Below are 19651 nucleotides of genomic sequence, written 5' to 3' on the forward strand. Positions count from 1 at the left end.
ATATTCGTTACAATACCATGGTTACAGCAATTACAGATGGCGTTCAAGTTTCAGTAGAAACTATCTATCAACCAGAATATTCCAATCCGGCTAATGAACATTTTATGTTCGCCTACCGCATAGAAATTTCTAATCTTTCTGAATATCCTGTTCAGCTGATGCGTCGCCAATGGTTTATTTTCGATTCAAATAGCAGTCGCCGCGAAGTTGAAGGCGAAGGCGTGGTTGGCTTACAACCTATTATTCAGCCTGGAGAAAGCCATGTTTACGTATCTGGCTGCAATTTAAAAACCGATATGGGTAGCATGCAGGGCACATATTTAATGAACCGCCTGGTTGATGATGCTGAGTTTGAAGTAGAAATTCCCGAGTTTCAGTTGATTGCGCCTTATAGATTAAACTAAGTTTTTTATTTTTTGTAAACGATTGTGAGAAGGTTTTGGCGGCCGAAAGCCCCGCTATCGCTTATAGTCCTCACTCGTACCTCGCTCCGGGCTATTTAGCTCTATCGGGTTTAGAGCGGAAAGCTGTTGCTACAAAGAAAAAACCTTAATCTTCATAAATTACCACAATCCTTAATATTTTACCTAAAGCTAAGTAGTAGTCAGTCTGAGCCTGTCGAAGACCTTTTTACCGGCATAAAAACAATCATTTTCCTTCGACAAGCTCAGGATGACAAACCCTTTTGAAAGTTCGCATAAGTAATAACATTTGCCCCGACATAAACGAAAATACTTTTGGCTCTTCAACCTTAAGAGGTTTCCCCTCACAATGTTCATTAAACTTCGTAAGTTACCAGAATGCGCTTTCTAAGCCAAAAGATTGCTGCCTGCGGAAGGTAGGTAGTATTGGCGGGACTGGAATAACCGAAGCACCACAGATTTTGCGCTTCAAAAAGTTTAATTTCTAACTACCTGTTTGGCAAAAACCACCCGCAACCTCCCGAATAATCGAGATTACACGCTCCATGAAAAAAGGAGGAAGTTTCCCAAAAAAATTTAAAGAATGCGGATGCGTTGAACAAACCTTATTTAATGCAAAAGCGGCCGAAAAATTAATTCCGAACCGCTTTATCAATCTTCATAAGTAGATGAAAATATCTTAATCTCTACTTCTGCCAAAAAGCATAGAGGCATAATAGAGTAAATTGGCTAAGGCGCCTATTGCTGCAACAACATAAGTCATTGCGGCCCACCAAAGTGCATCTTTTGCTTGCGTGTTTTCTTCCTGAGTTTGCATTACGCCCTGATTATTTTTTAACCAGGCTAAAGCACGGTTACTTGCATCAAACTCTACAGGCAGCGTAACAATACTAAATACGGTTACCAATGCTAAACCAACTACTCCAATTGCCAAAACGATTGGCGTTACAGCAAAAACCATTAACATTACACCAATTAAAAGCACCCATTGCAGTAAGTTTGATGATATACTTACCACCGGCACCATTGTGCTGCGTAGGTTTAGCCATGAGTAAGATTTTGCATGTTGTACAGCATGACCACATTCGTGAGCGGCAACAGCTGCTGCTGCAACGCTACGGCTGTAATAAACATCGGTACTTAAATTTACGGTTCTATCTGATGGATTATAATGATCTGTAAGTTGTCCTTCGGTACTCATCACCTTCACATCGAATATGCCGTTATCGTGCAACATCCTTTCTGCCACTTCCTTTCCCGATAAACCTGAGCTTAATTGCATCTCGGCATATTTAGAAAACTTGTTTCTAAAGCGCCACTGCACAAACATGCTCAGCAATAATACCGGGATGATTAATATTAAATAAACTCCCATTTTCTTTTGTGTATGTTTTTCATTTATCAATATATCAAAAAGCGATCCTATATTAAAAGACAGCATTTTTGTGCTATTTTTAAATATGAATAAGCAATTATCCTACTGGGAAAAAACTTCATTTTTTGAATTTGATATTATTGTAATTGGTAGCGGGATTGTGGGTTTAAATGCTGCAATTCATCTAAAAATAACTGAGCCTGGATTAAAAGTAGCAATATTAGAAAGTGGCTTTTTGCCATCTGGCGCAAGTACAAAAAATGCAGGTTTTGCTTGTTTTGGTAGCATTTCTGAACTGATAGAACAAGAAAGTATTTGTGGTACTGATGCACTTTCAGAATTGATTGAAAAGCGTTGGAAAGGTTTGTTGAAACTTAGAAAGCTATTGGGCGATGAAGTTATAGATTACAACCAATTAGGCGGCTATGAGCTTTTTAAAGTTGGTGATGAAATTTTGTCTACTGAATGTGTAGTTAAAATTGAACATTATAACAGTTTAATAAAGCATATAGTTGGCCCTGAAGCCTTCTATGTAGCTAATGAAAAAATAAATGCTTTTGGCTTTAGCAATGTTGAAAGCATTATTGAAAACCGTTACGAAGCGCAGATTGATACCGGAAAAATGATGTTTGGGTTGATTAAATATGCGCAGCAATTAGGTGTGTTTATTTTTAATAGCTGTGAGGTTGACAGCCTTTCAACCGAAGGAAATAGACCGACTGTAAAAACCAAACAAGGTAATTTCTGCTGTAAAAAAGTAATTGTAACCACAAATGCTTTTGTAAATAAGTTAATTAAAGGTTTAGATGTTACACCCGGCCGCGGACAAGTTTTGATAACAAAGCCTATTAAAACCCTAAAAATTAAAGGAACCTTCCATTACGATAAGGGCTATTATTATTTTAGAAATATTAATGATAGAATTTTGCTTGGCGGCGGTAGAAATCTCGATTTTAGTGCAGAAGAAACAACGGAGCTAAGTGTAACTACCAACGTTCAAAATGCTTTGGAGAAGCTTTTGAGAGAAGTTATTATACCTGAAACATCTTTTGAAATTGATTATCGCTGGAGTGGCATTATGGCATTTGGCAAAACACTTTCACCAATAATAAGCGAAGCAATACCGAACGTTTTTTGTGCAGTTAGGTGCAACGGAATGGGCGTTGCTATGGGTAGCCAAACTGGTGAAGACGTTGCTGAAATGGTTTTAAGAAGTTTATAAGGCGTTACTTAAAAACAATAGTTTTATTTCCGCTTACAAAAACCCGGTTCTCAAAAATCAATTCTAAGGCTTCTAAAAGCACTTTTTTCTCTATTTCTTTACCAGCACGAACCATTTCTTTTACTCCGAAATTATGGTCGATATGTGTTGTATGTTGTGTTATTATCGGACCCTCATCTAAATTATCGGTTACGAAATGAGCAGTTGCACCTATAATTTTTACGCCACGTTCAAAAGCTTGTTTGTATGGATTTGCACCAATAAAGGCCGGTAAAAATGAGTGGTGAATATTTATAATTTTCCCAGCAAAATCTTTTACAAAATCCGGAGATAAAATTCTCATAAACTTTGCTAAAACGATATAATCAACTTCAAACTGATTGATAACTTCTTTTACTTCTGCTTCAAAAGTTGCCTTATCTTTGTTTTCGTGAGAGATGTAATGATATGGAATACCCAGACTTTCGGTAAAATCTTTTAGTCCTTCGTAATTGCCAATTACGCATTTAACGTTTGCACCTAGGGTTTTAAACTGATTTTTAACTAAAATTTCTGCCAGACAATGGTATTCTTTGGTAACTAAAACAGCAATCTGTTTTTCTGAATGGTTTATTAAGTTCACCTCAGCAGAATTTGGCAAACTCTCAAGCAGTTTTTCTTTTAATTTATGTGGTGCTTCTAAATCACCTGTGCAGGCAATACGAGTAAAAAAGCCTTTTTTTTCTTCATCAACAAATTCACGCATCGCTACTATATTAAGTTGATGTGCCGCCAATACACGCGTAATGTTTGTAACTAAACCAACTTTATCGGGGCATGAAATTAAGATTGTTAATTCGCTCATTATTTTATTATGAAAATCAATTATAATAAAACAAAGCCACAGATTAGCAGATTAATGATTTTTAAAGGAATATAAATGTAAATGCTTAGTAACATTAAGCAAATTATTTTGGCAAAATAGTTTTTATTTGAGATTTTTACTAAAATTTTTATCAAAATGGATGTAACTGGAATTATTTTATTAGTTGTTATTCTTCTCGTATTAATACTTTTATTTTTAAAAAAGCCACAAACTTCAATTCCATTAATTTCTTTAGAAGACTTTGAGAAATTAAAAACAGAGAACGAATCTTTAAAAATTGCTTTGGCTAAAGCCGACGAACGTGCCTCTAATTTAGTTGTAGAAAAAGAGCACATAACTTTATTACTAAAGCAAGAGCAACAAAGGTTAATTGAGGAGTTGCAAATGGAGCGGGATAGACTTGCTGATGCTAACCGCGAACTGGAAGGCACACGTTCTTTTTATCAGGCCGAAAAAGAAAAACTTGCTGCTCAACAATTGAGTTTGGACCAAAATCAGGAAAAGTTTAACAAAGATTTTGAGCTGATTGCCAATAAAATTTTAGAAGAAAAATCTATACGTTTTGTAGAACAAAACAGAACCAATCTGGATTTAATTTTGAATCCATTAAAAGAAAATATTAAGGCTTTTGAGGAAAAGGTAGAAAAGGTTTATAAAGCTGAATCGGATGAACGAAATATTTTAAAAGGCGTAATTTCAGAGCTTCAGATACAAAGCAAACTTATTCAGGAAGATGCCAATAATTTAACCAAGGCTTTAAAAGGAGATAGTAAAAAGCAAGGCAATTGGGGCGAAGTTATTTTAGAAAAGGTTTTGGAACGTTCGGGTTTGGTGAGGGATCAGGAATATCGCATTCAGGCTTCGCTTATATCCGCCGAAGGCGGAAGATACCAACCAGACGTAGTTATTGATTTGCCAGACGGTAAACATCTTGTTGTTGATGCTAAGGTGAGTTTGGTTGCTTATGAACGTTCTGTATCAGCTGAAACCGATGAAGAGCGTGAAGGTTATGTAAAACAGCATTTAGCTTCTATTAAAAATCATATTCAGGAATTATCTTCAAAAAATTACCAGGATTTATATAAAATTAATTCGCCAGATTTTGTTTTACTATTTGTTCCGATTGAATCATCGTTCAGTATTGCGGTACAAAAAGATGCAGAACTTTTCAATTTTGCATGGGATAGAAAGGTTGTTATTGTGAGTCCATCAACACTGTTGGCTACTTTACGCACCATTGCCAGTATGTGGAAACAGGAACGACAGAATAGAAATGTACTAGAAATTGCCCGCTTAAGCGGAAGCATGTACGATAAGTTTGTTGGCTTTATTTCGGATATGGAAACGATTGGTAAGCACATCAAAAACGGTCAGGACGCATATGATAAAGCCATAAATAAATTATCAGATGGTTCAGGAAATTTGGTAAATACCTCAGAAAAAATTAAGAAACTTGGCGCTAAGGCTACTAAACAGATAGATGGGAAGTATTTGGATGAGGAGTTGTAAGAAAAATCGTCATTGCGAGGCACGAAGCAATCTCTCAAAGCTATTGCCATTGATAATATTAAGATTGCTTCGTGCCTCGCAATGACGACCGTGTTATTATTTTTTTTATATCTACTTACTTATTAAAAGCATTCCAGCCTTGCGCTTTCAACTCATGAACGTTATCTGATTTTGAAACCATTTTGCAACCCGAATTTTTATCAGTAACATGACCAATTACTGTAATGTCCACATCGTGTTTCAGTTTTTTATAATCATCCTGACTGATGGTAAACAATAATTCATAATCTTCGCCGCCACTTAAAGCACAAACCGTTGGGTCTAATCCTAGTTCTCTAGCGGTTTCGTAAGTCATTGGGTCGAGTGGAATTTTTTCCTCGTAAATTGTAATTCCTTTATCGCTTTGCGTTGCCAAGTGCAAGATTTCAGAAGCTAAACCATCCGAAACATCAATCATCGAAGTTGGTTTAATATTCATATCTTCAAGTAAAGCTACAATATCCATCCTAGCTTCCGGTTTCAATTGTCTTTCGATGATGTAATCTTTTCCTTCTAGATCGGGTTGGATTTGAGGATTTTCAAGATAAATTAATTTTTCTCTTTCGAGGATTTGTAAGCCCACGTAAGCGCCACCTAAATCGCCAGAAACACATAATAAATCATTTTCTTGGGCGCCGTTTCTGTAGACTACTTTATCAGCATAAACATAACCAATACTTGTAATACTGATGACTAAACCTTGCTTACTCGATGAAGTATCACCCCCAATTAAATCGATATTATATTTATTGCAAGCCAGCTCAATGCCTTTGTAAATTTCTTCCACTGCCTCTAATGGAAATTTACTTGATAAACCTATTGATACAGTAATTTGGCTTGCCTTACCATTCATTGCATAAATATCACTCAAATTTACCTGAACGGCCTTATAACCTAAATGCATTAAAGGCACATAGGCTAAATCAAAATGAATACCTTCTAACAATAAATCGGTAGAAATAAGTGTTTGTTTTCCTTTTGAATCTAAAACGGCTGCATCATCACCAATTCCTTTTACAGAATAATCATTTTTTATTTTAAAATTAGTAGTAAGGTGTTTTATCAAGCCAAATTCACCCAATTCATTTATATCTGTGCGTTCTTTATTTTCAAACATATTTTTACATTTTGTAATATAAGGGCAAGGCCCTAGATTTTATTTTAAGTTATAAGCAAATTCTTCGACAAGCTCAGGATGACAATTTAACTATGATAATTTACTTTCCATCCAATTCTTACCTTCTGTAAATCTGGCAATTAGCATGGCTGCAACATTATCACCTGTTGCATTTAACAGCGTAGCCATTGGGTCTACCAAAGTTCCAATAATCATTGCTGGTGGTAAAGCTTCAGGTGGTAATTGGTAGGCAGAAATCATTAGTAATTCTCCAATATATCCACCATTTGGTATGCCACCCTCAACAATACTTACCAAAACAGTAATCCCCAAAGCCAACAAAATAGTATCTACACTAGTTAAATCTTTGCCAAAAATTGCAAAAACAACTGCTATTTTAACAATAGAGCTTATACTAGAACCATCTTTGTGCAAGGTTGAACCTAAGGGGATAGTAACATTGGTAATGTAAGCCGGAACACCCATTTTTGATGCTCCTTCTAAATTTGCAGGAATCGTTGCAATACTGCTGCATGTACCTACAGATGTTAAAGAAGGTACTATGTTGTTCTTCCAGAATATTTTTATTGCTTTAAAACCTCCTGCAACAAAAGCGTATAATGTAAAAAAAACAATGAAATAAAATGCCCCAACACCATAATATAAACCCAAAGCTTTTGCATAAGTACCGAAAAGTTGTGGTCCGAAAACACCAACCTGGTATGCAAAATACGCTCCTAAACCAATCGGTCCTAGTTTCATTATCAAGATGATGAGCTTTTTCATCACCTCATTCCCGGATACTAAAAAGTTTTTAAAGCCTTCGCCTTCTTTTCCTGAATATAGTGTTGAGAAACCAACCAAAACTGAAAAAATAATTAGGGCAAGCATATTCTTCCGACTACCAATTTCGTAGAATTCACCAACTGTTAAAAGTTGCGTCATTTGCCCGCCAAAAGATTGAATCTTTTCATTTTCAAGTGGTAATGTATTGTTTCCAAGTTCCTGATGAATTGGAAAAACCCAGGTGGCCGCCAAGGTTAAAACAGCCGAAATTAAAATTGTAGATAAGAAAACAAGCACCATTATGGTTAAAAGTTTTCCTAATTTTTTTGAACGGTCTATGTTTGCAATGGCAGATGAAACCGCAAAAAATACTAAAGGAATTACCGCTGTAAATAACAGGTTTAAAAATATATCTCCTAGTGGTTTTATACGCTCAACGCTTTTTCCAAAAATTAAGCCCACAATACTACCTACTGTTATACCGAGTAGTAGCCAAAGCAGACCTGAGTAATTTTTAAGAATTTCTGTTATTTTCATATAATTAGCTTTCCGTCATTGCGAGGAACGAAGCAATCTCATTAGTAGATTGCTTCGTTCCTCGCAATGACGGTTTCATTTTATAATCCCAATTCTGCTGAAATATCTAGCATTCTTTGAATCGGTTTACGAGCTTGTTCAATAATATGTTCAGGCACAGTTACTTCGGGCGAACTATTTTTCAAACATAAATATAGCTTTTCTAAAGTATTTCGTTTCATGTAAGGGCAATCATTACAAGCGCAACTATTATTTGGTGGTGCAGGTATAAATGTTTTATCCGGACAAGCTTTTTCCATTTGGTGGATAATTCCACTTTCTGTAGCTACAATAAATTCTGTAGCCGGGTTGCTGATAGAATATTTTAACAATCCAGTGGTAGAACCAATATAATCGGCCATTCTTAAAACAGGTTCTTCACATTCTGGGTGTGCAATAAATTTAGCATTTGGATGGCGTTCTTTGAGCTTTGTTATTTTCTCCTGAGAAAAAATTTCATGAACCATACAAGCTCCATTCCATAGAACCAAATCTCTACCCGTTTTTTTTGCAACCCATGCTCCTAAATTTCTATCCGGCCCAAAAATTATTTTCTGGTCTTTAGGCAAACTTTCTACAATTTGAACAGCATTTGTACTCGTACATACAATATCACTTAAAGCTTTTAATTCAGCTGTACAATTTACGTAGGTAATCACCAGATGATCTGGATATTTTTCCTTAAACTTTTTAAATAAGTGAGGCGGACAACTATCTGCCAAAGAACAACCAGCTTTAACATCAGGTAATAAAACTTTTTTATTTGGCGATAAAATCTTCGCCGTTTCTGCCATAAAATGCACACCAGCAAATACAATTACTTCGGCATCTGTTTTAGCAGCTTCTTGAGATAAGCCTAAACTATCGCCAATGTAATCTGCTATATCCTGAATATCAGGCTCTTGGTAATAATGAGCCAGGATAATTGCATTCTTCTCTTTCTTTAATTTTTCTATTTCTGCAAATAAATCAAGTGTTGGGTCGATATCTTCCTCAACAAATCCTTTTATATTTATTTCTTCTAAGGTATCCATCATCTTTTAACAATTATTTTATTTGGTTTTGAAGCTTGCTCAAAGATAGCAGTTTCCACATCTCAATAATTAATAAGTATTTTAAATAAATAGATCTTGTTTGTTTATTAGTGTGTTAGTATTGTTGGCAAGTTTCGTAAAATTATTCTTTTATGTAAGTTGTTAATCGTTTACTAACATTTAGATTACATTTTTGTAATATCATAAGATTGATATTCAGCACTATCAAAAACAGCTTCAAATTTTATCAATATTGGAATGTTAATTGTTTATAAGTGTGTGAAAAGTTAATTACTTGTACAAAGGTGCTCAAAAATTACCTAAAAGATTGTGGCAAATTGTCTTTTTAGAGTAGCTTTAAACATTCAAATTTATTTGTTAGCATAATTTAGACATAGAGTTAACACTTATTAAATATTTGTTAACATAGTGGATAAAGTAAAAGTTTTTATTGATGAGAAAAGTTGATTTTCTGGTAATAGGTTCAGGTATAGCGGGTTTAAGTTTTGCACTTAAGGCGGCTAAGTATGGTAAGGTTTTAATTGTTACTAAATCTAACGAGGATGAATCTAACACAAAATATGCTCAGGGTGGCGTGGCTGTTGTTGTAGATAAAGATGATTCTTTTGAAAAACATATAGAAGATACGCTGATTGCAGGCGATGGTTTATGCGATAAAAAAATTGTAGAAATCGTTGTAAAAGAAGGACCTCAGCGTATACAGGAGATTATTGACTATGGTATTAACTTCGATAAAGACAACTCTGGTTTTTACGATTTAGCTAAAGAAGGTGGTCATTCAGAGCATCGTGTTTTGCACTATAAAGACATCACCGGATACGAAATTGAAAGGGTTTTGCTACAGGAAATTCATGAAAATCCTAACATAGAGATATTAACACATTACTTTGCATTGGAGTTGATCACTCAACATCACCTTGGTGAGTTTGTTGATAAACGTACTGAAGATATTAACTGTTACGGTATATATGCCTTTAACACAGAGCTTAACGATGTGGAAAAGATTTTAGCAAAGGTTACAGTTATGGCTTCAGGTGGTGCCGGACATGTATATTCTGCTACCACAAATCCGGTAATTGCTACAGGTGATGGTATGGCAATGGTTTACCGTGCAAAAGGAAAAGTTAGAAATATGGAATTTATTCAGTTCCATCCAACAGCTTTATATCATCCAGGAGAATATCCATCATTCTTAATATCTGAAGCTGTTCGCGGTTTTGGTGGTGTGCTTCGCCGTAAAAATGGTGAAGAATTTATGCATGAATATGATGAGCGCAAATCTTTAGCGCCACGTGATATTGTAGCCAGAGCTGTTGATAATGAAATGAAAAAATCTGGTGATGATTTTGTTTTTCTGGACATCACAATGCGTAAGAAAGCGGATATTTTAAAACATTTTCCTAATATTTATGCTAAGTGTTTATCAATTGGTATTGATATGACGAAGGATTACATTCCGGTTACACCAGCATCGCACTATATGTGTGGCGGTATTTTAGTTGATGAATATGGTCGTTCATCTATTAAAAACCTGTATGCTTGTGGCGAATGTTCATCTACAGGTTTACATGGCGCCAATCGCTTGGCTTCAAATTCTTTATTAGAAGCGACCGTTTTTGCACATAGAATATATCAGGATGCAGTAGAAAATTTCAAGAATAACATTATACCAGATAATATACCAGAGTGGGATTCTAAAGGTGTCACACAAATTAATGAAGATGTATTGGTAACCCATAACCTTCGTGAATTGCAAAAGATTATGGGCGATTATGTGGGTATCGTTCGCTCTGATTTTCGTTTAGAAAGGGCACACCGACGTTTATTTCTAATCCATCAGGAAACAGAAGAGTTTTATAAAAAGAATAAAGTTTCCGTTAAGCTTTGTGAGCTAAGAAATGTAATCCAAACTGCTTATTTGGTTATTAAATCGGCAATGCAACGTAAAGAGAGTAGGGGTTTGCATTTTACTACTGATTATCCAATTCATGCTAATGAACTGATTGATACTGTATTTTAGCACTTTTTCATGCTGAGCCTGTCGAAGCAAACTCATAGGTCTTCGACAAGCTCTGATTTACAATTATTTATTACATTCCATTTTACATCTTACATTTTAATTATGCCTTTAATACTGCCCGTAAAAGATAAATACCCTGAAATTGGAAAAGATAACTTTATTGCAGAAAATGCAACCATAGTTGGCGATGTTGTAATTGGCGATAATTGTTCGGTATGGTTTAATGCTGTTGTTAGAGGCGATGTAAACGCCATTACTATTGGAAATGAGTCTAACATTCAAGATGGAGCAGTAATTCATGCTACGTATTTAAAAGCATCTACACATATTGGTAATCGGGTGTCTGTTGGTCATAATGCCATAGTGCATGGCTGTACAGTAAAGGATAATGTATTAATCGGTATGGGTGCAATAGTTATGGATAATGCAATTATCGAAGAATATTGCATTATTGCTGCCGGTTCTGTTGTTTTAGAAAATACAATTTGCGAAACCGGATTTTTGTATGCTGGTACGCCTGCAAAAAAAATAAAGCCCATTACTGATGAGCAAAGGGCTTTATTAAATAAGTTACCAGATAATTATATTATGTATTCTGGTTGGTTTATGTAATTATTTTCTATAATGCATTAGATGAGTTATAATAAATGCCAATAATATTATTGTAAATCCAATAATAAGTGCAATAACTTTCCAGCTACTAACACTTTTTGGCTGATTTAGAATTGTAAATATAGCTGTACTTACTATTGATAAGCAAAATATTAATGATTTATCAGTAATCAAAAAAACTGAACAAATTATTAGTTGAATTATTATGAAGCTAATTGCTAATTTCTTCTCTCTATTAAAATTCATATTATGATATCGATGCACAATGATCTAATTGATAGCCGGCAGTATTTAAACAATGATCGTAGCTTACAACAATTGCAGTAATTGCGACTTGCATTGTAATTTCAGCTACAACACTCCCTATTCCTGCTGTAGTTACTACCGCTAATATGCCAACTGTGATGGCAGATGCCATCTGTAAATTAAAATTGAATTCACATTCTCTCATTGCCATATTAAGCTGGTATAAGCAATCATCGGCATAATTCAATTTTGTGAATGGTGCGTTCAGTGACATTAATTTGCTTGAATTTCTTTTAATATTTTCAAGCTTAATAATTTGATTTTCAGTGTTATTGTTATTTAAAATATTAGATATGATATCCAATTGTTCTTTAGAAGTTAGTTTTTTAAAGTTAGGATATTTTTCAATGAAATTGCTTATTGCTTTTATTTCTGAATTAATTAATTGCAGTATTTTATTTGGATCTCCATTTAGATGATTTGAAATAAATGACAAAACATCTTCTTTTGTTTTAGCGTTTTTTTTGAAATTGTTAATGTCAGAGTCTGTAGTTTTTTCCTAATAATACCTTTGTCTACAATATCTAAAGAATTAAGCTTTGCTTCAGCTAGAAGTAATCTATTAGAATTTAGAAATGTGTTGATGTTTTGGTCATCTTGCATTAAAATCTTGAAATCGTCTTCTGTTTTGAAATCATCTTCTTTTTTACATCCATTGGTGAATAGTGAAAGGATCAGGATTAAAGGAATTAATTTGTTTTCTGAGTTAAGTAGCGTTTTTAGTTTTATCATTTTTTTATAATTTAATATTCTACTATAATATTATTTATTATTATTTGGTATAGTTAAATTATTTTCAATATCCCAGTTTGGTCTTAAAGATATTTCATCTTTTGAATACCAGATTTTTTCTGGTTGAGTGCCTGATTTTAGATTTCCTGTATCCCAGATTCCATTTTTATTATCATCATAAACTACTCTTATTAAGTATTTTGCAGCTGGATAATTATTAAAGTTCAGTTTGATGTTTGATCTGATGGCATAAGATTTAATTAATACTTTCTTATCATTCAAAATTTCGATAATATAACTTTTTGAGGTATCTGGAACGGATACATTTAATGCAAGGTTTCCATAATTATCGGCTGCATCTAAAGTAAACTTCTTTGTAAATTCCTTATTTTTAGAATTAAAAATCCCTGTAAATGCACCTGCAGCAAATTTGATATCATAATTCCTTTTTGCCTTCCATGGAAAAATAACGTAGTATTTTAGAAAGTCTGTACTATCTTTTAATAATTGAAAATTTGTGCGTTTTATGGAATCATCAAGTAGGGAAATTTTACTTTCATCGGCACTGGTAATCGGTAAAGGAAAATTCAGCGTGTAACGTTGATGTGGATTTAGCTTGCCGGCACCAGCATTATCAGTTGGTGTTAAATCTCTAACGTAAGTATCTTTCTTCGAGCGACTTAAATTTACAGTTTGCAATAATTTTCCCTGGTCTTTAATTGCTACTTTTATAGAGTCGAAACTTAAATCATTTAGCCATACTTTTGCCGAATCGTTGTTTTTACTAAAACGAAGCCTTTTGCCAACATCAACGCCCGCAGGCTCAGTTACTATTATATCTGGATTTTTAAGTTGCTGTGTAAAGCTGAGGCTTATGCTACCATCGTTATTTAATTTACTATCTGTAACCCTAAATTCTGGAGATAACTCTTTAAAAACGCTTAGGTTAACATTTTCAACATTCTTTTCAATGTTAACCGGCTCTTTTAAATAGCCAACTTCATCGTTAATTTGTTGGTATACTTTATCTCCTCCACCTTTTGCTTCCTTAATTGCATACACTTTATATTTTCCCTTACGGAGATTATTTAGCTTATAATTTCCTGAGCTGTCTGTTAAAGTATAAATAGAAGGGCGTTTCTTACCAAAAAGGGTATCTCGTTCTAAAGGAAATATAAGAACAGTAACATCCATTTCATCTTCACCTGTTAAGGCATTTGTTACCTTGCCGCTTAAAGAAAGCGAGTCAATTTCTGGACCGGTAGAAAATACATAACTAAAGTTTTTGAGCACATTACTTTCATTAATATCTGCAATAGATTTACCGAAATTTAAAGTGTAAGTTGTATTTTTCTCTAATGTATCTGCAATTGAAATTTCTAATGATCTTTTTTTGATTTTTAGAATTGGCGCCTTTTCCAATTCAGGTGAAATCGAAAATTCTTTAGTTTCATCTACTATTTTAAAATATTCATCAAATTCTATAACAATTTTTTTTGCGCTAAAATTTCTTGTCAGATTTTTCGGGCTAATGCTTAAAACTTTTGGTGGCGTTTTGTCTTGCGGTCCACCTGTAATTGGTTGTGGTGAAGCACAGCCGAAAGATAGACTAATAATCGCCAAAGCCATCAAATTTATTAGGTTAAAATACGGTGTTTTAATATTTGGCATTTTTAAGCGTTTTAAGGCGTTTTTAATGATTGTGGAACTTTTATATTAAAATAATTTTTTATTCAATTTAATTAGATATTCATAACCATTTGTAAATCAGCTACTTATTTATATAAACCATTAAAACTGATATATCTGATGGTGAAACTCCTGAAATACGGGAAGCCTGACCCAAAGTGCGTGGTTTTATTTTAAATAATTTCTCGCGAGCTTCTTTTGATATGGAAACGATTTTGTTGTAGTCAAAATCTGCTCGAATTTCTTTGTCTTCCATTTTTAGCATTTTAGCTACAATTTCATTTTCTTTTTCAAAATAGCTTTCATATTTTATTTTGATTTCTGCCTGTTCAATGGTCTCTTCATCCAAGTCTTTTGTAGCTTCACTTAAAGGCTTACTTACTTTAATAATGTCTTGGATGCCGACATGAGGTCTGCCGATTAAACTGTGTATTTTTACATTTTGGTTTAATGTACTAGAACCTAAGCTTTCAAGCATAGGATTTGCATCAGCCATTTCTATACCTTGATTTCGGGTGTATTTTACTAAAGCATCTGCAGCTGCAACTTTGTGTTTAACTTTTTCCAAACGTTCATCAGATATTAAACCTAATTCATGGCCAATAGGAGAGAGGCGAATATCAGCATTATCTTGTCTTAATAGCAAACGATGCTCAGCTCTGGAAGTAAACATTCTGTATGGTTCTTCTGTGCCTTTAGTTACCAAATCATCAATTAAAACACCAATATAACTTTCTGAGCGTTTCATTATCAGCTCATGTTTATCATTAATTTTTTGATGCGCATTTATACCCGCCATAAAGCCTTGACATGCGGCTTCTTCATATCCGGTAGTACCATTTATCTGGCCGGCTAAAAATAAATTCTTTATCAGCTTTGTTTCTAAGGTTAACGATAATTGGGTAGGAGGGAAGAAATCATATTCTATGGCATAGCCTGGTCTAAACATTTTAGCTTGTTCAAAACCCGGAATTAATCTTAATGCTTTAAATTGTACATCCTCTGGAAGTGATGTTGAAAAACCATTAACATAAATTTCACATGTATTCCATCCTTCTGGTTCAACAAAAATCTGGTGTCTATCTCTTTCTGCAAATCTGTTTATTTTATCTTCAATAGATGGACAATACCTCGGACCTAAACCTTTAATCCTGCCTGTAAACATTGGAGATTTTTCAAAGCCCTCTTTTAATGTTTCATGAACTTCACTATTGGTATAAGTAATCCAGCAACAACGTTGGTCAGTTGATACTACTGTATCAGTAAAAGAGAATTTGCTTTTATCACTGTCGCCCCACTGCTCTTCCATTTTTATGTAGTCCAGGCTTCTACCATCAACTCTTGGTGGCGTTCCGGTTTTCATTCTGCCCGCTTCCATACCTAGTTCCACCAGTTGTTCTGTTATACCAGTAGATGATTTTTCGGCAGTTCTACCTCCTCCAAATTTCTTTTCTCCTATATGAATTATTCCATTTAAAAAGGTTCCATTAGTAAGAACAACAGCGGTGCTTTCAATTTCGATACCTAGAGATGTTTTCACACCATATACGGTATTGTCTTTAACTAATAAACCTACCACGTTATCCTGCCACATGTCAAGATTCTGAGTCTGCTCAAGTGCTAATCGCCACTCTTCGGCAAATTTCATTCTATCTATTTGTGCTCTAGGACTCCACATTGCAGGTCCTTTCGATTTATTAAGCATTCTAAATTGAATGGTTGATTTGTCGGAGATTATACCTGAGTAACCACCCATAGCATCAACTTCACGAACAATCTGACCTTTTGCAACACCACCCATAGCAGGATTACAGCTCATTTGTGCTATAGTTCCCATATTCATGGTGATCAGTAAAACCTTCGATCCTAAGTTGGCAGCAGCAGCAGCAGCTTCGCAGCCTGCGTGGCCGGCGCCAACAACAATCAAATCATATTTTGCAAACATTGTATTTTCTATTAACGTTCCACGTGGAACATGTATTTATTTTTCTAAGTTTCTGTATATGTTCCACGTGAAACATTTACATAAATTAGCTATTATTAATTTTCAGATAACTCTAACCACCTCAAAGTGTATTCATCTAAAAGTGCTTTTTGCTTTTCTATCTCCTCTGAAACTTCCTGTATTTTTTTATAATCTGCAGCATCGATAGTAAGTAATTTTGCAGTTAGCTCAGCTATTTTGGCTTCTGCTTGCTCTATGCTTTGTTCGCTTTCTTCAAGCTCTTTCTGCTCCTTATAACTTAGTTTTTTAGTGCTTTTTGTATTTACAATATCAAGAACAGGTTCAACAGGCTTTTTAATTTCTGTTTTTTTAGGTTGTTCTAAACTCAATCTATATTCAGAATAATTACCGTTATATATTTTCACAACACCTTCGCCTTCCATTATAAAAAGCTGATCGCTCATCTTATCTAATAAATATCTATCGTGAGAAACAAGCATCAAAATACCAGGGAAATTCTCTAAAAATTCTTCTAATACATTAAGTGTATCAATGTCTAAATCGTTGGTTGGCTCATCCAAAATTAAGAAGTTTGGGTTTTGCATTAAAACCTTCATCAAGTTTAATCGCTTCTTTTCACCACCACTTAATTTTTCTACCATGCCATGTTGTTTCTTTGGAGGGAAAAGAAAAAGAGTAAGTAGGGCAGAAGCAGTAATTACAGAACCATCTGCCATTTTAATATATTCGGCATCTGATTTAACAATATCAATTACTCTTTCTTTCGGATCAAATGTTAATCCGCCTTGTTTGTAATATCCGAAAACGGTGGTTTCACCAATATCAACTTTACCGGCATCTGGCTGAAGTTGGTTAGTAATAATGTTTAACAGCGTGGATTTGCCTGTTCCGTTTTTACCGGCTAAGCCAATTCTATCGCCTTTTTTAAAGGTGTAACTGAAATCATTTATAATCTGGCGGCCATCAAAAGCTTTTGCTATGTTTTCAAGTTCAATAATCTTACCGCCTTGGCGAGACATCTTCATTTTTAACGTAACACTTTGATTATCAGACTTTTTCTTTGTTTTTTCCTCTAAATCATAAAATGCATTTATTCTGGCGTTAGATTTAGTCGCACGAGCTTGTGGCATACGCCTCATCCACTCCAACTCTTTCTTTAATAGCTGTTGGTTCTTGTGTAAAACGGTTGCATCAGAAGCCTCTCTTTCAGCCTTCTTCTCTAAGAAGTATGCGTAATTTCCATTATAGTTAAAAATCTTTCCGCCATCTAATTCTACAATTGTATTGCAAACATTATCTAAGAAATATCTATCATGAGTAACCAATAAAATTGTTTTCTGTCCGGTGGTTAAAAGTTTTTCTAACCATTCAATCGTATCAATATCTAAATGGTTGGTCGGCTCATCCAAAACTAAAATTTCTGGATCTTCTATTAATAATTTGGCTAGAGCCAAACGTTTCTTTTGTCCGCCAGAAAGGGTAGATATTTTTTGTTGCAAATGAGTAATGCCCATTCTGTTCAAAATGGTTTTTATCTCATGCTCATATTCCCAGGCATTGTGTTCGCTTAGTTCTTCATATAAACGGTTAAGCGTTTTTTCGTCAGGGTTAGGATTTTCGATTAATTCTTCATATTCCTTAATCAACTGCTGTTGCTTATTCTCTAAAGAAAATATATGATCGCTAATAGAAAATCCTTCAGTAAACTGAGGTTCCTGATCTAAGAAACCGATTTTAACAGATTTATTTTTTACAATTTTTCCTTCGAGCGGAGGAAACCTTTCGGCTAATAATTTTAAAAGTGTGCTTTTACCCGCACCATTAATTCCAACAAGCGCTACCCGCTGTCCGGAATTAATTCCTAGGGTTAAATTTTTAAATAGCCATTCATCATGGTAGCCATGACCCAAACCTTCTGCCGCAATTAGTGTGCTCAATTTCTTTGTGTTTCGAATTTATAAAGGAAAATTGCAACAAAAGTACGGATAAAATATTTGAGACAATAAATTGTATTTATAATGCCTTACAATGCCGCTAAATATTGCATAATATTGATTGTTAAAAACCTTAAAAACAAAACAGCGGAGGAATCGCTCCGCCGCTGCTTCTATCATTAACTAAAACTAAACTTATCTTCTATTTAGATTATTGTTTCCAATAACTCTAACTTTACATCATTAAAACGGTTCGCATTATAAATAACAATTAGAGCAGTACTCACATTGCTATCCGTTGCTGTAAAATCGTTCATGCCAACCTTTGCCGATGAACTTAAAACAGCATTGTAACTATCTGTATTTCCGCTTAAATTAAGCTTGCTGCTGCCATTCACATTTGTGTTTAAACTAATGGTGTTCGCTGTAATATCTGCAGTGGCTTTATCATTTAAAACCACAGTAAGGTTTAAAAGGTTAAAATTACCCGAAGTTTTAACGGATGCATTATTAGATGCTTCGATGTCTGTAATATTATTTACGTGTGCAATAACGGTTAAAGCCTCAGCATTAAACGAACTAATTCTTAACTCGCCATTTTGCTGTTGTACAAGTGCATTTTTAGTGTAATAATTATCATAAACCTCAACACTCTCTTTAGCGTCCTGTACTAAAATCAATTTCACATTTCCACTGATTTTAATTTTGCTGATATTTTTTACTGCAGTTAAATTGGTATAACTGTTTGTATTTTCTGTTGCATTTGCTGCTACACTTACAGAACCTAAAACCAAAGTTGTTAAAGCTGCTGCGAATAAATTTTTGATAGAATTTTTCATGACTGTATATTTTAAATTTCTTAAATCTTTTTGTTGTTGTTTTGTATATAAGACTGCACATGCGCAAAAACGTTGCACAAGAAATGGCTGTATTATACCAGCTTGGATATATTATAGACGAACGCCAGTAATTATTAGACGAAACCAAAGAAAAAAAATAATTAGAAAAGCAATTTTCTGTGATAACAGGATACAACAGCCCCGCCTGCCTACCGCAGGCAGGCTTTTTGCTACAACAAAAGCAGAAAAAGCTTTTGGTTTCCCCGGCAATCGGGTTTAATTACAAAGTATCCGGTTTTTGGGTTTGGCTTGTTGCCCGGCAAGCGCCAATAGCAGCAAAAAAATGGAGTGTGTAAACGGGATTTAGTGAAAATATTCCGATTTAGGTCCTGCTGGAATTTATTACTTCTGCTAACCTACAGGTTTCATCGGGAATTGGAACGAGTGCCCTACTGGCAATAAAGTTGTTGCTAATATTGCTTTACAAAAGATTAAACAACTGTCAATCAATTTTTTACAAAAAAAACGAAGCAATTTTAGGCTATTCTATATAACCTTTTATTGCTTCGTTAATAATAAGAATTGAA

At 34.4% G+C, this 19651-nt stretch carries 16 protein-coding genes; 5 read left to right on the forward strand and 11 right to left on the reverse strand.

Going from position 1 to position 19651, the window contains the following annotated elements; translation table 11 throughout:
• The first annotated feature begins 17 nt into the window (after positions 1-17).
• Positions 18-404, forward strand: a complete 387-nt coding sequence (apaG, locus tag LUA90_RS05500; RefSeq protein WP_231458577.1) for a Co2+/Mg2+ efflux protein ApaG — start codon at positions 18-20, stop codon at positions 402-404.
• A gap of 697 nt (positions 405-1101) precedes the next feature.
• On the opposite strand, the gene LUA90_RS05505 is transcribed toward apaG, so the two are convergent.
• Positions 1102-1797, reverse strand: coding sequence for a zinc metallopeptidase (locus LUA90_RS05505; protein WP_231490586.1), 696 nt, complete (start codon positions 1795-1797; stop codon positions 1102-1104).
• 85 nt (positions 1798-1882) lie between these two features.
• On the opposite strand from LUA90_RS05505, the gene LUA90_RS05510 reads away from it, so the two are divergent.
• A complete protein-coding gene (locus LUA90_RS05510; protein WP_231458579.1) occupies positions 1883-3019 on the forward strand; it encodes an FAD-binding oxidoreductase in 1137 nt (378 codons plus the stop codon).
• 4 nt (positions 3020-3023) lie between these two features.
• Here the strand turns inward: LUA90_RS05510 and purU are convergent, their stop codons facing one another.
• Positions 3024-3863, reverse strand: coding sequence for a formyltetrahydrofolate deformylase (gene purU, locus LUA90_RS05515; protein ID WP_231458580.1), 840 nt, complete (start codon positions 3861-3863; stop codon positions 3024-3026).
• A gap of 156 nt (positions 3864-4019) precedes the next feature.
• Here purU and rmuC point away from each other — a divergent pair, with 156 nt between their 5' ends.
• A complete protein-coding gene (gene rmuC / locus LUA90_RS05520) occupies positions 4020-5393 on the forward strand; it encodes a DNA recombination protein RmuC (RefSeq protein WP_231458581.1) in 1374 nt (457 codons plus the stop codon).
• Positions 5394-5508: 115 nt separating this feature from the next.
• On the opposite strand, the gene thiL is transcribed toward rmuC, so the two are convergent.
• The 3 genes from thiL to nadA form a co-directional block, all read right to left on the reverse strand.
• Positions 5509-6549: a thiamine-phosphate kinase gene (gene thiL, locus LUA90_RS05525; RefSeq protein WP_231458582.1), complete on the reverse strand. Its 1041-nt coding sequence runs from the start codon at positions 6547-6549 to the stop codon at positions 5509-5511.
• A 90-nt stretch (positions 6550-6639) separates the two neighbouring features.
• Positions 6640-7872 carry a dicarboxylate/amino acid:cation symporter gene (locus LUA90_RS05530; protein WP_231458583.1) on the reverse strand — a complete coding sequence of 411 codons (1233 nt, stop codon included), beginning with the start codon at positions 7870-7872 and terminating at the stop codon, positions 6640-6642.
• Positions 7873-7952: 80 nt separating this feature from the next.
• Positions 7953-8945 carry a quinolinate synthase NadA gene (nadA, locus tag LUA90_RS05535; protein WP_370634298.1) on the reverse strand — a complete coding sequence of 331 codons (993 nt, stop codon included), beginning with the start codon at positions 8943-8945 and terminating at the stop codon, positions 7953-7955.
• A 454-nt stretch (positions 8946-9399) separates the two neighbouring features.
• Between nadA and nadB the strand changes: the two genes are divergently transcribed.
• Positions 9400-10986 carry an L-aspartate oxidase gene (gene nadB, locus LUA90_RS05540; RefSeq protein ID WP_231458585.1) on the forward strand — a complete coding sequence of 529 codons (1587 nt, stop codon included), beginning with the start codon at positions 9400-9402 and terminating at the stop codon, positions 10984-10986.
• Between the two features lie 102 nt (positions 10987-11088).
• On the forward strand, positions 11089-11598 hold the full coding sequence (locus LUA90_RS05545; protein WP_231458586.1) for a gamma carbonic anhydrase family protein: 510 nt from the start codon (positions 11089-11091) through the stop codon (positions 11596-11598).
• Positions 11599-11845: 247 nt separating this feature from the next.
• On the opposite strand, the gene LUA90_RS05550 is transcribed toward LUA90_RS05545, so the two are convergent.
• The 6 genes from LUA90_RS05550 to LUA90_RS05575 form a co-directional block, all read right to left on the reverse strand.
• Complete coding sequence (locus tag LUA90_RS05550; protein WP_231458587.1) at positions 11846-12340, reverse strand: hypothetical protein; 495 nt, start codon at positions 12338-12340, stop codon at positions 11846-11848.
• Positions 12316-12636, reverse strand: coding sequence for a hypothetical protein (locus LUA90_RS05555; protein ID WP_231458588.1), 321 nt, complete (start codon positions 12634-12636; stop codon positions 12316-12318). The genes LUA90_RS05550 and LUA90_RS05555 overlap by 25 nt, the downstream gene beginning before the upstream one ends.
• 30 nt (positions 12637-12666) lie before the next feature.
• Positions 12667-14307: an Ig-like domain-containing protein gene (locus tag LUA90_RS05560; protein ID WP_231458589.1), complete on the reverse strand. Its 1641-nt coding sequence runs from the start codon at positions 14305-14307 to the stop codon at positions 12667-12669.
• 100 nt (positions 14308-14407) lie between these two features.
• Positions 14408-16270, reverse strand: a complete 1863-nt coding sequence (gene mnmG, locus LUA90_RS05565; protein WP_231458590.1) for a tRNA uridine-5-carboxymethylaminomethyl(34) synthesis enzyme MnmG — start codon at positions 16268-16270, stop codon at positions 14408-14410.
• Positions 16271-16365: 95 nt separating this feature from the next.
• Positions 16366-18228, reverse strand: coding sequence for an ABC-F family ATP-binding cassette domain-containing protein (locus tag LUA90_RS05570; RefSeq protein WP_231458591.1), 1863 nt, complete (start codon positions 18226-18228; stop codon positions 16366-16368).
• A gap of 203 nt (positions 18229-18431) precedes the next feature.
• The gene (locus LUA90_RS05575; protein WP_231458592.1) at positions 18432-19064 is read right to left on the reverse strand and encodes a GIN domain-containing protein; all 633 of its coding nucleotides are present in this window, start codon (positions 19062-19064) and stop codon (positions 18432-18434) included.
• Positions 19065-19651 lie beyond the last annotated feature (587 nt).

Origin of the sequence: Pedobacter sp. Leaf170 (genome assembly GCF_920984665.1) — a bacterium.
Classification (GTDB): domain Bacteria; phylum Bacteroidota; class Bacteroidia; order Sphingobacteriales; family Sphingobacteriaceae; genus Pedobacter.

Bases quoted from the DNA above. Each gene is read 5' to 3' on its own strand.
- apaG (WP_231458577.1), top strand. From the start codon at position 18: ATGGTTACAGCAATTACAGATGGCGTTCAAGTTTCAGTAGAAACTATC.
- LUA90_RS05505 (WP_231490586.1), bottom strand. From the start codon at position 1,797: ATGGGAGTTTATTTAATATTAATCATCCCGGTATTATTGCTGAGCATG.
- LUA90_RS05510 (WP_231458579.1), top strand. From the start codon at position 1,883: ATGAATAAGCAATTATCCTACTGGGAAAAAACTTCATTTTTTGAATTT.
- purU (WP_231458580.1), bottom strand. From the start codon at position 3,863: ATGAGCGAATTAACAATCTTAATTTCATGCCCCGATAAAGTTGGTTTA.
- rmuC (WP_231458581.1), top strand. From the start codon at position 4,020: ATGGATGTAACTGGAATTATTTTATTAGTTGTTATTCTTCTCGTATTA.
- thiL (WP_231458582.1), bottom strand. From the start codon at position 6,549: ATGTTTGAAAATAAAGAACGCACAGATATAAATGAATTGGGTGAATTT.
- LUA90_RS05530 (WP_231458583.1), bottom strand. From the start codon at position 7,872: ATGAAAATAACAGAAATTCTTAAAAATTACTCAGGTCTGCTTTGGCTA.
- nadA (WP_370634298.1), bottom strand. From the start codon at position 8,945: ATGGATACCTTAGAAGAAATAAATATAAAAGGATTTGTTGAGGAAGAT.
- nadB (WP_231458585.1), top strand. From the start codon at position 9,400: ATGAGAAAAGTTGATTTTCTGGTAATAGGTTCAGGTATAGCGGGTTTA.
- LUA90_RS05545 (WP_231458586.1), top strand. From the start codon at position 11,089: ATGCCTTTAATACTGCCCGTAAAAGATAAATACCCTGAAATTGGAAAA.
- LUA90_RS05555 (WP_231458588.1), bottom strand. From the start codon at position 12,636: ATGATAAAACTAAAAACGCTACTTAACTCAGAAAACAAATTAATTCCT.
- LUA90_RS05560 (WP_231458589.1), bottom strand. From the start codon at position 14,307: ATGCCAAATATTAAAACACCGTATTTTAACCTAATAAATTTGATGGCT.
- mnmG (WP_231458590.1), bottom strand. From the start codon at position 16,270: ATGTTTGCAAAATATGATTTGATTGTTGTTGGCGCCGGCCACGCAGGC.
- LUA90_RS05575 (WP_231458592.1), bottom strand. From the start codon at position 19,064: ATGAAAAATTCTATCAAAAATTTATTCGCAGCAGCTTTAACAACTTTG.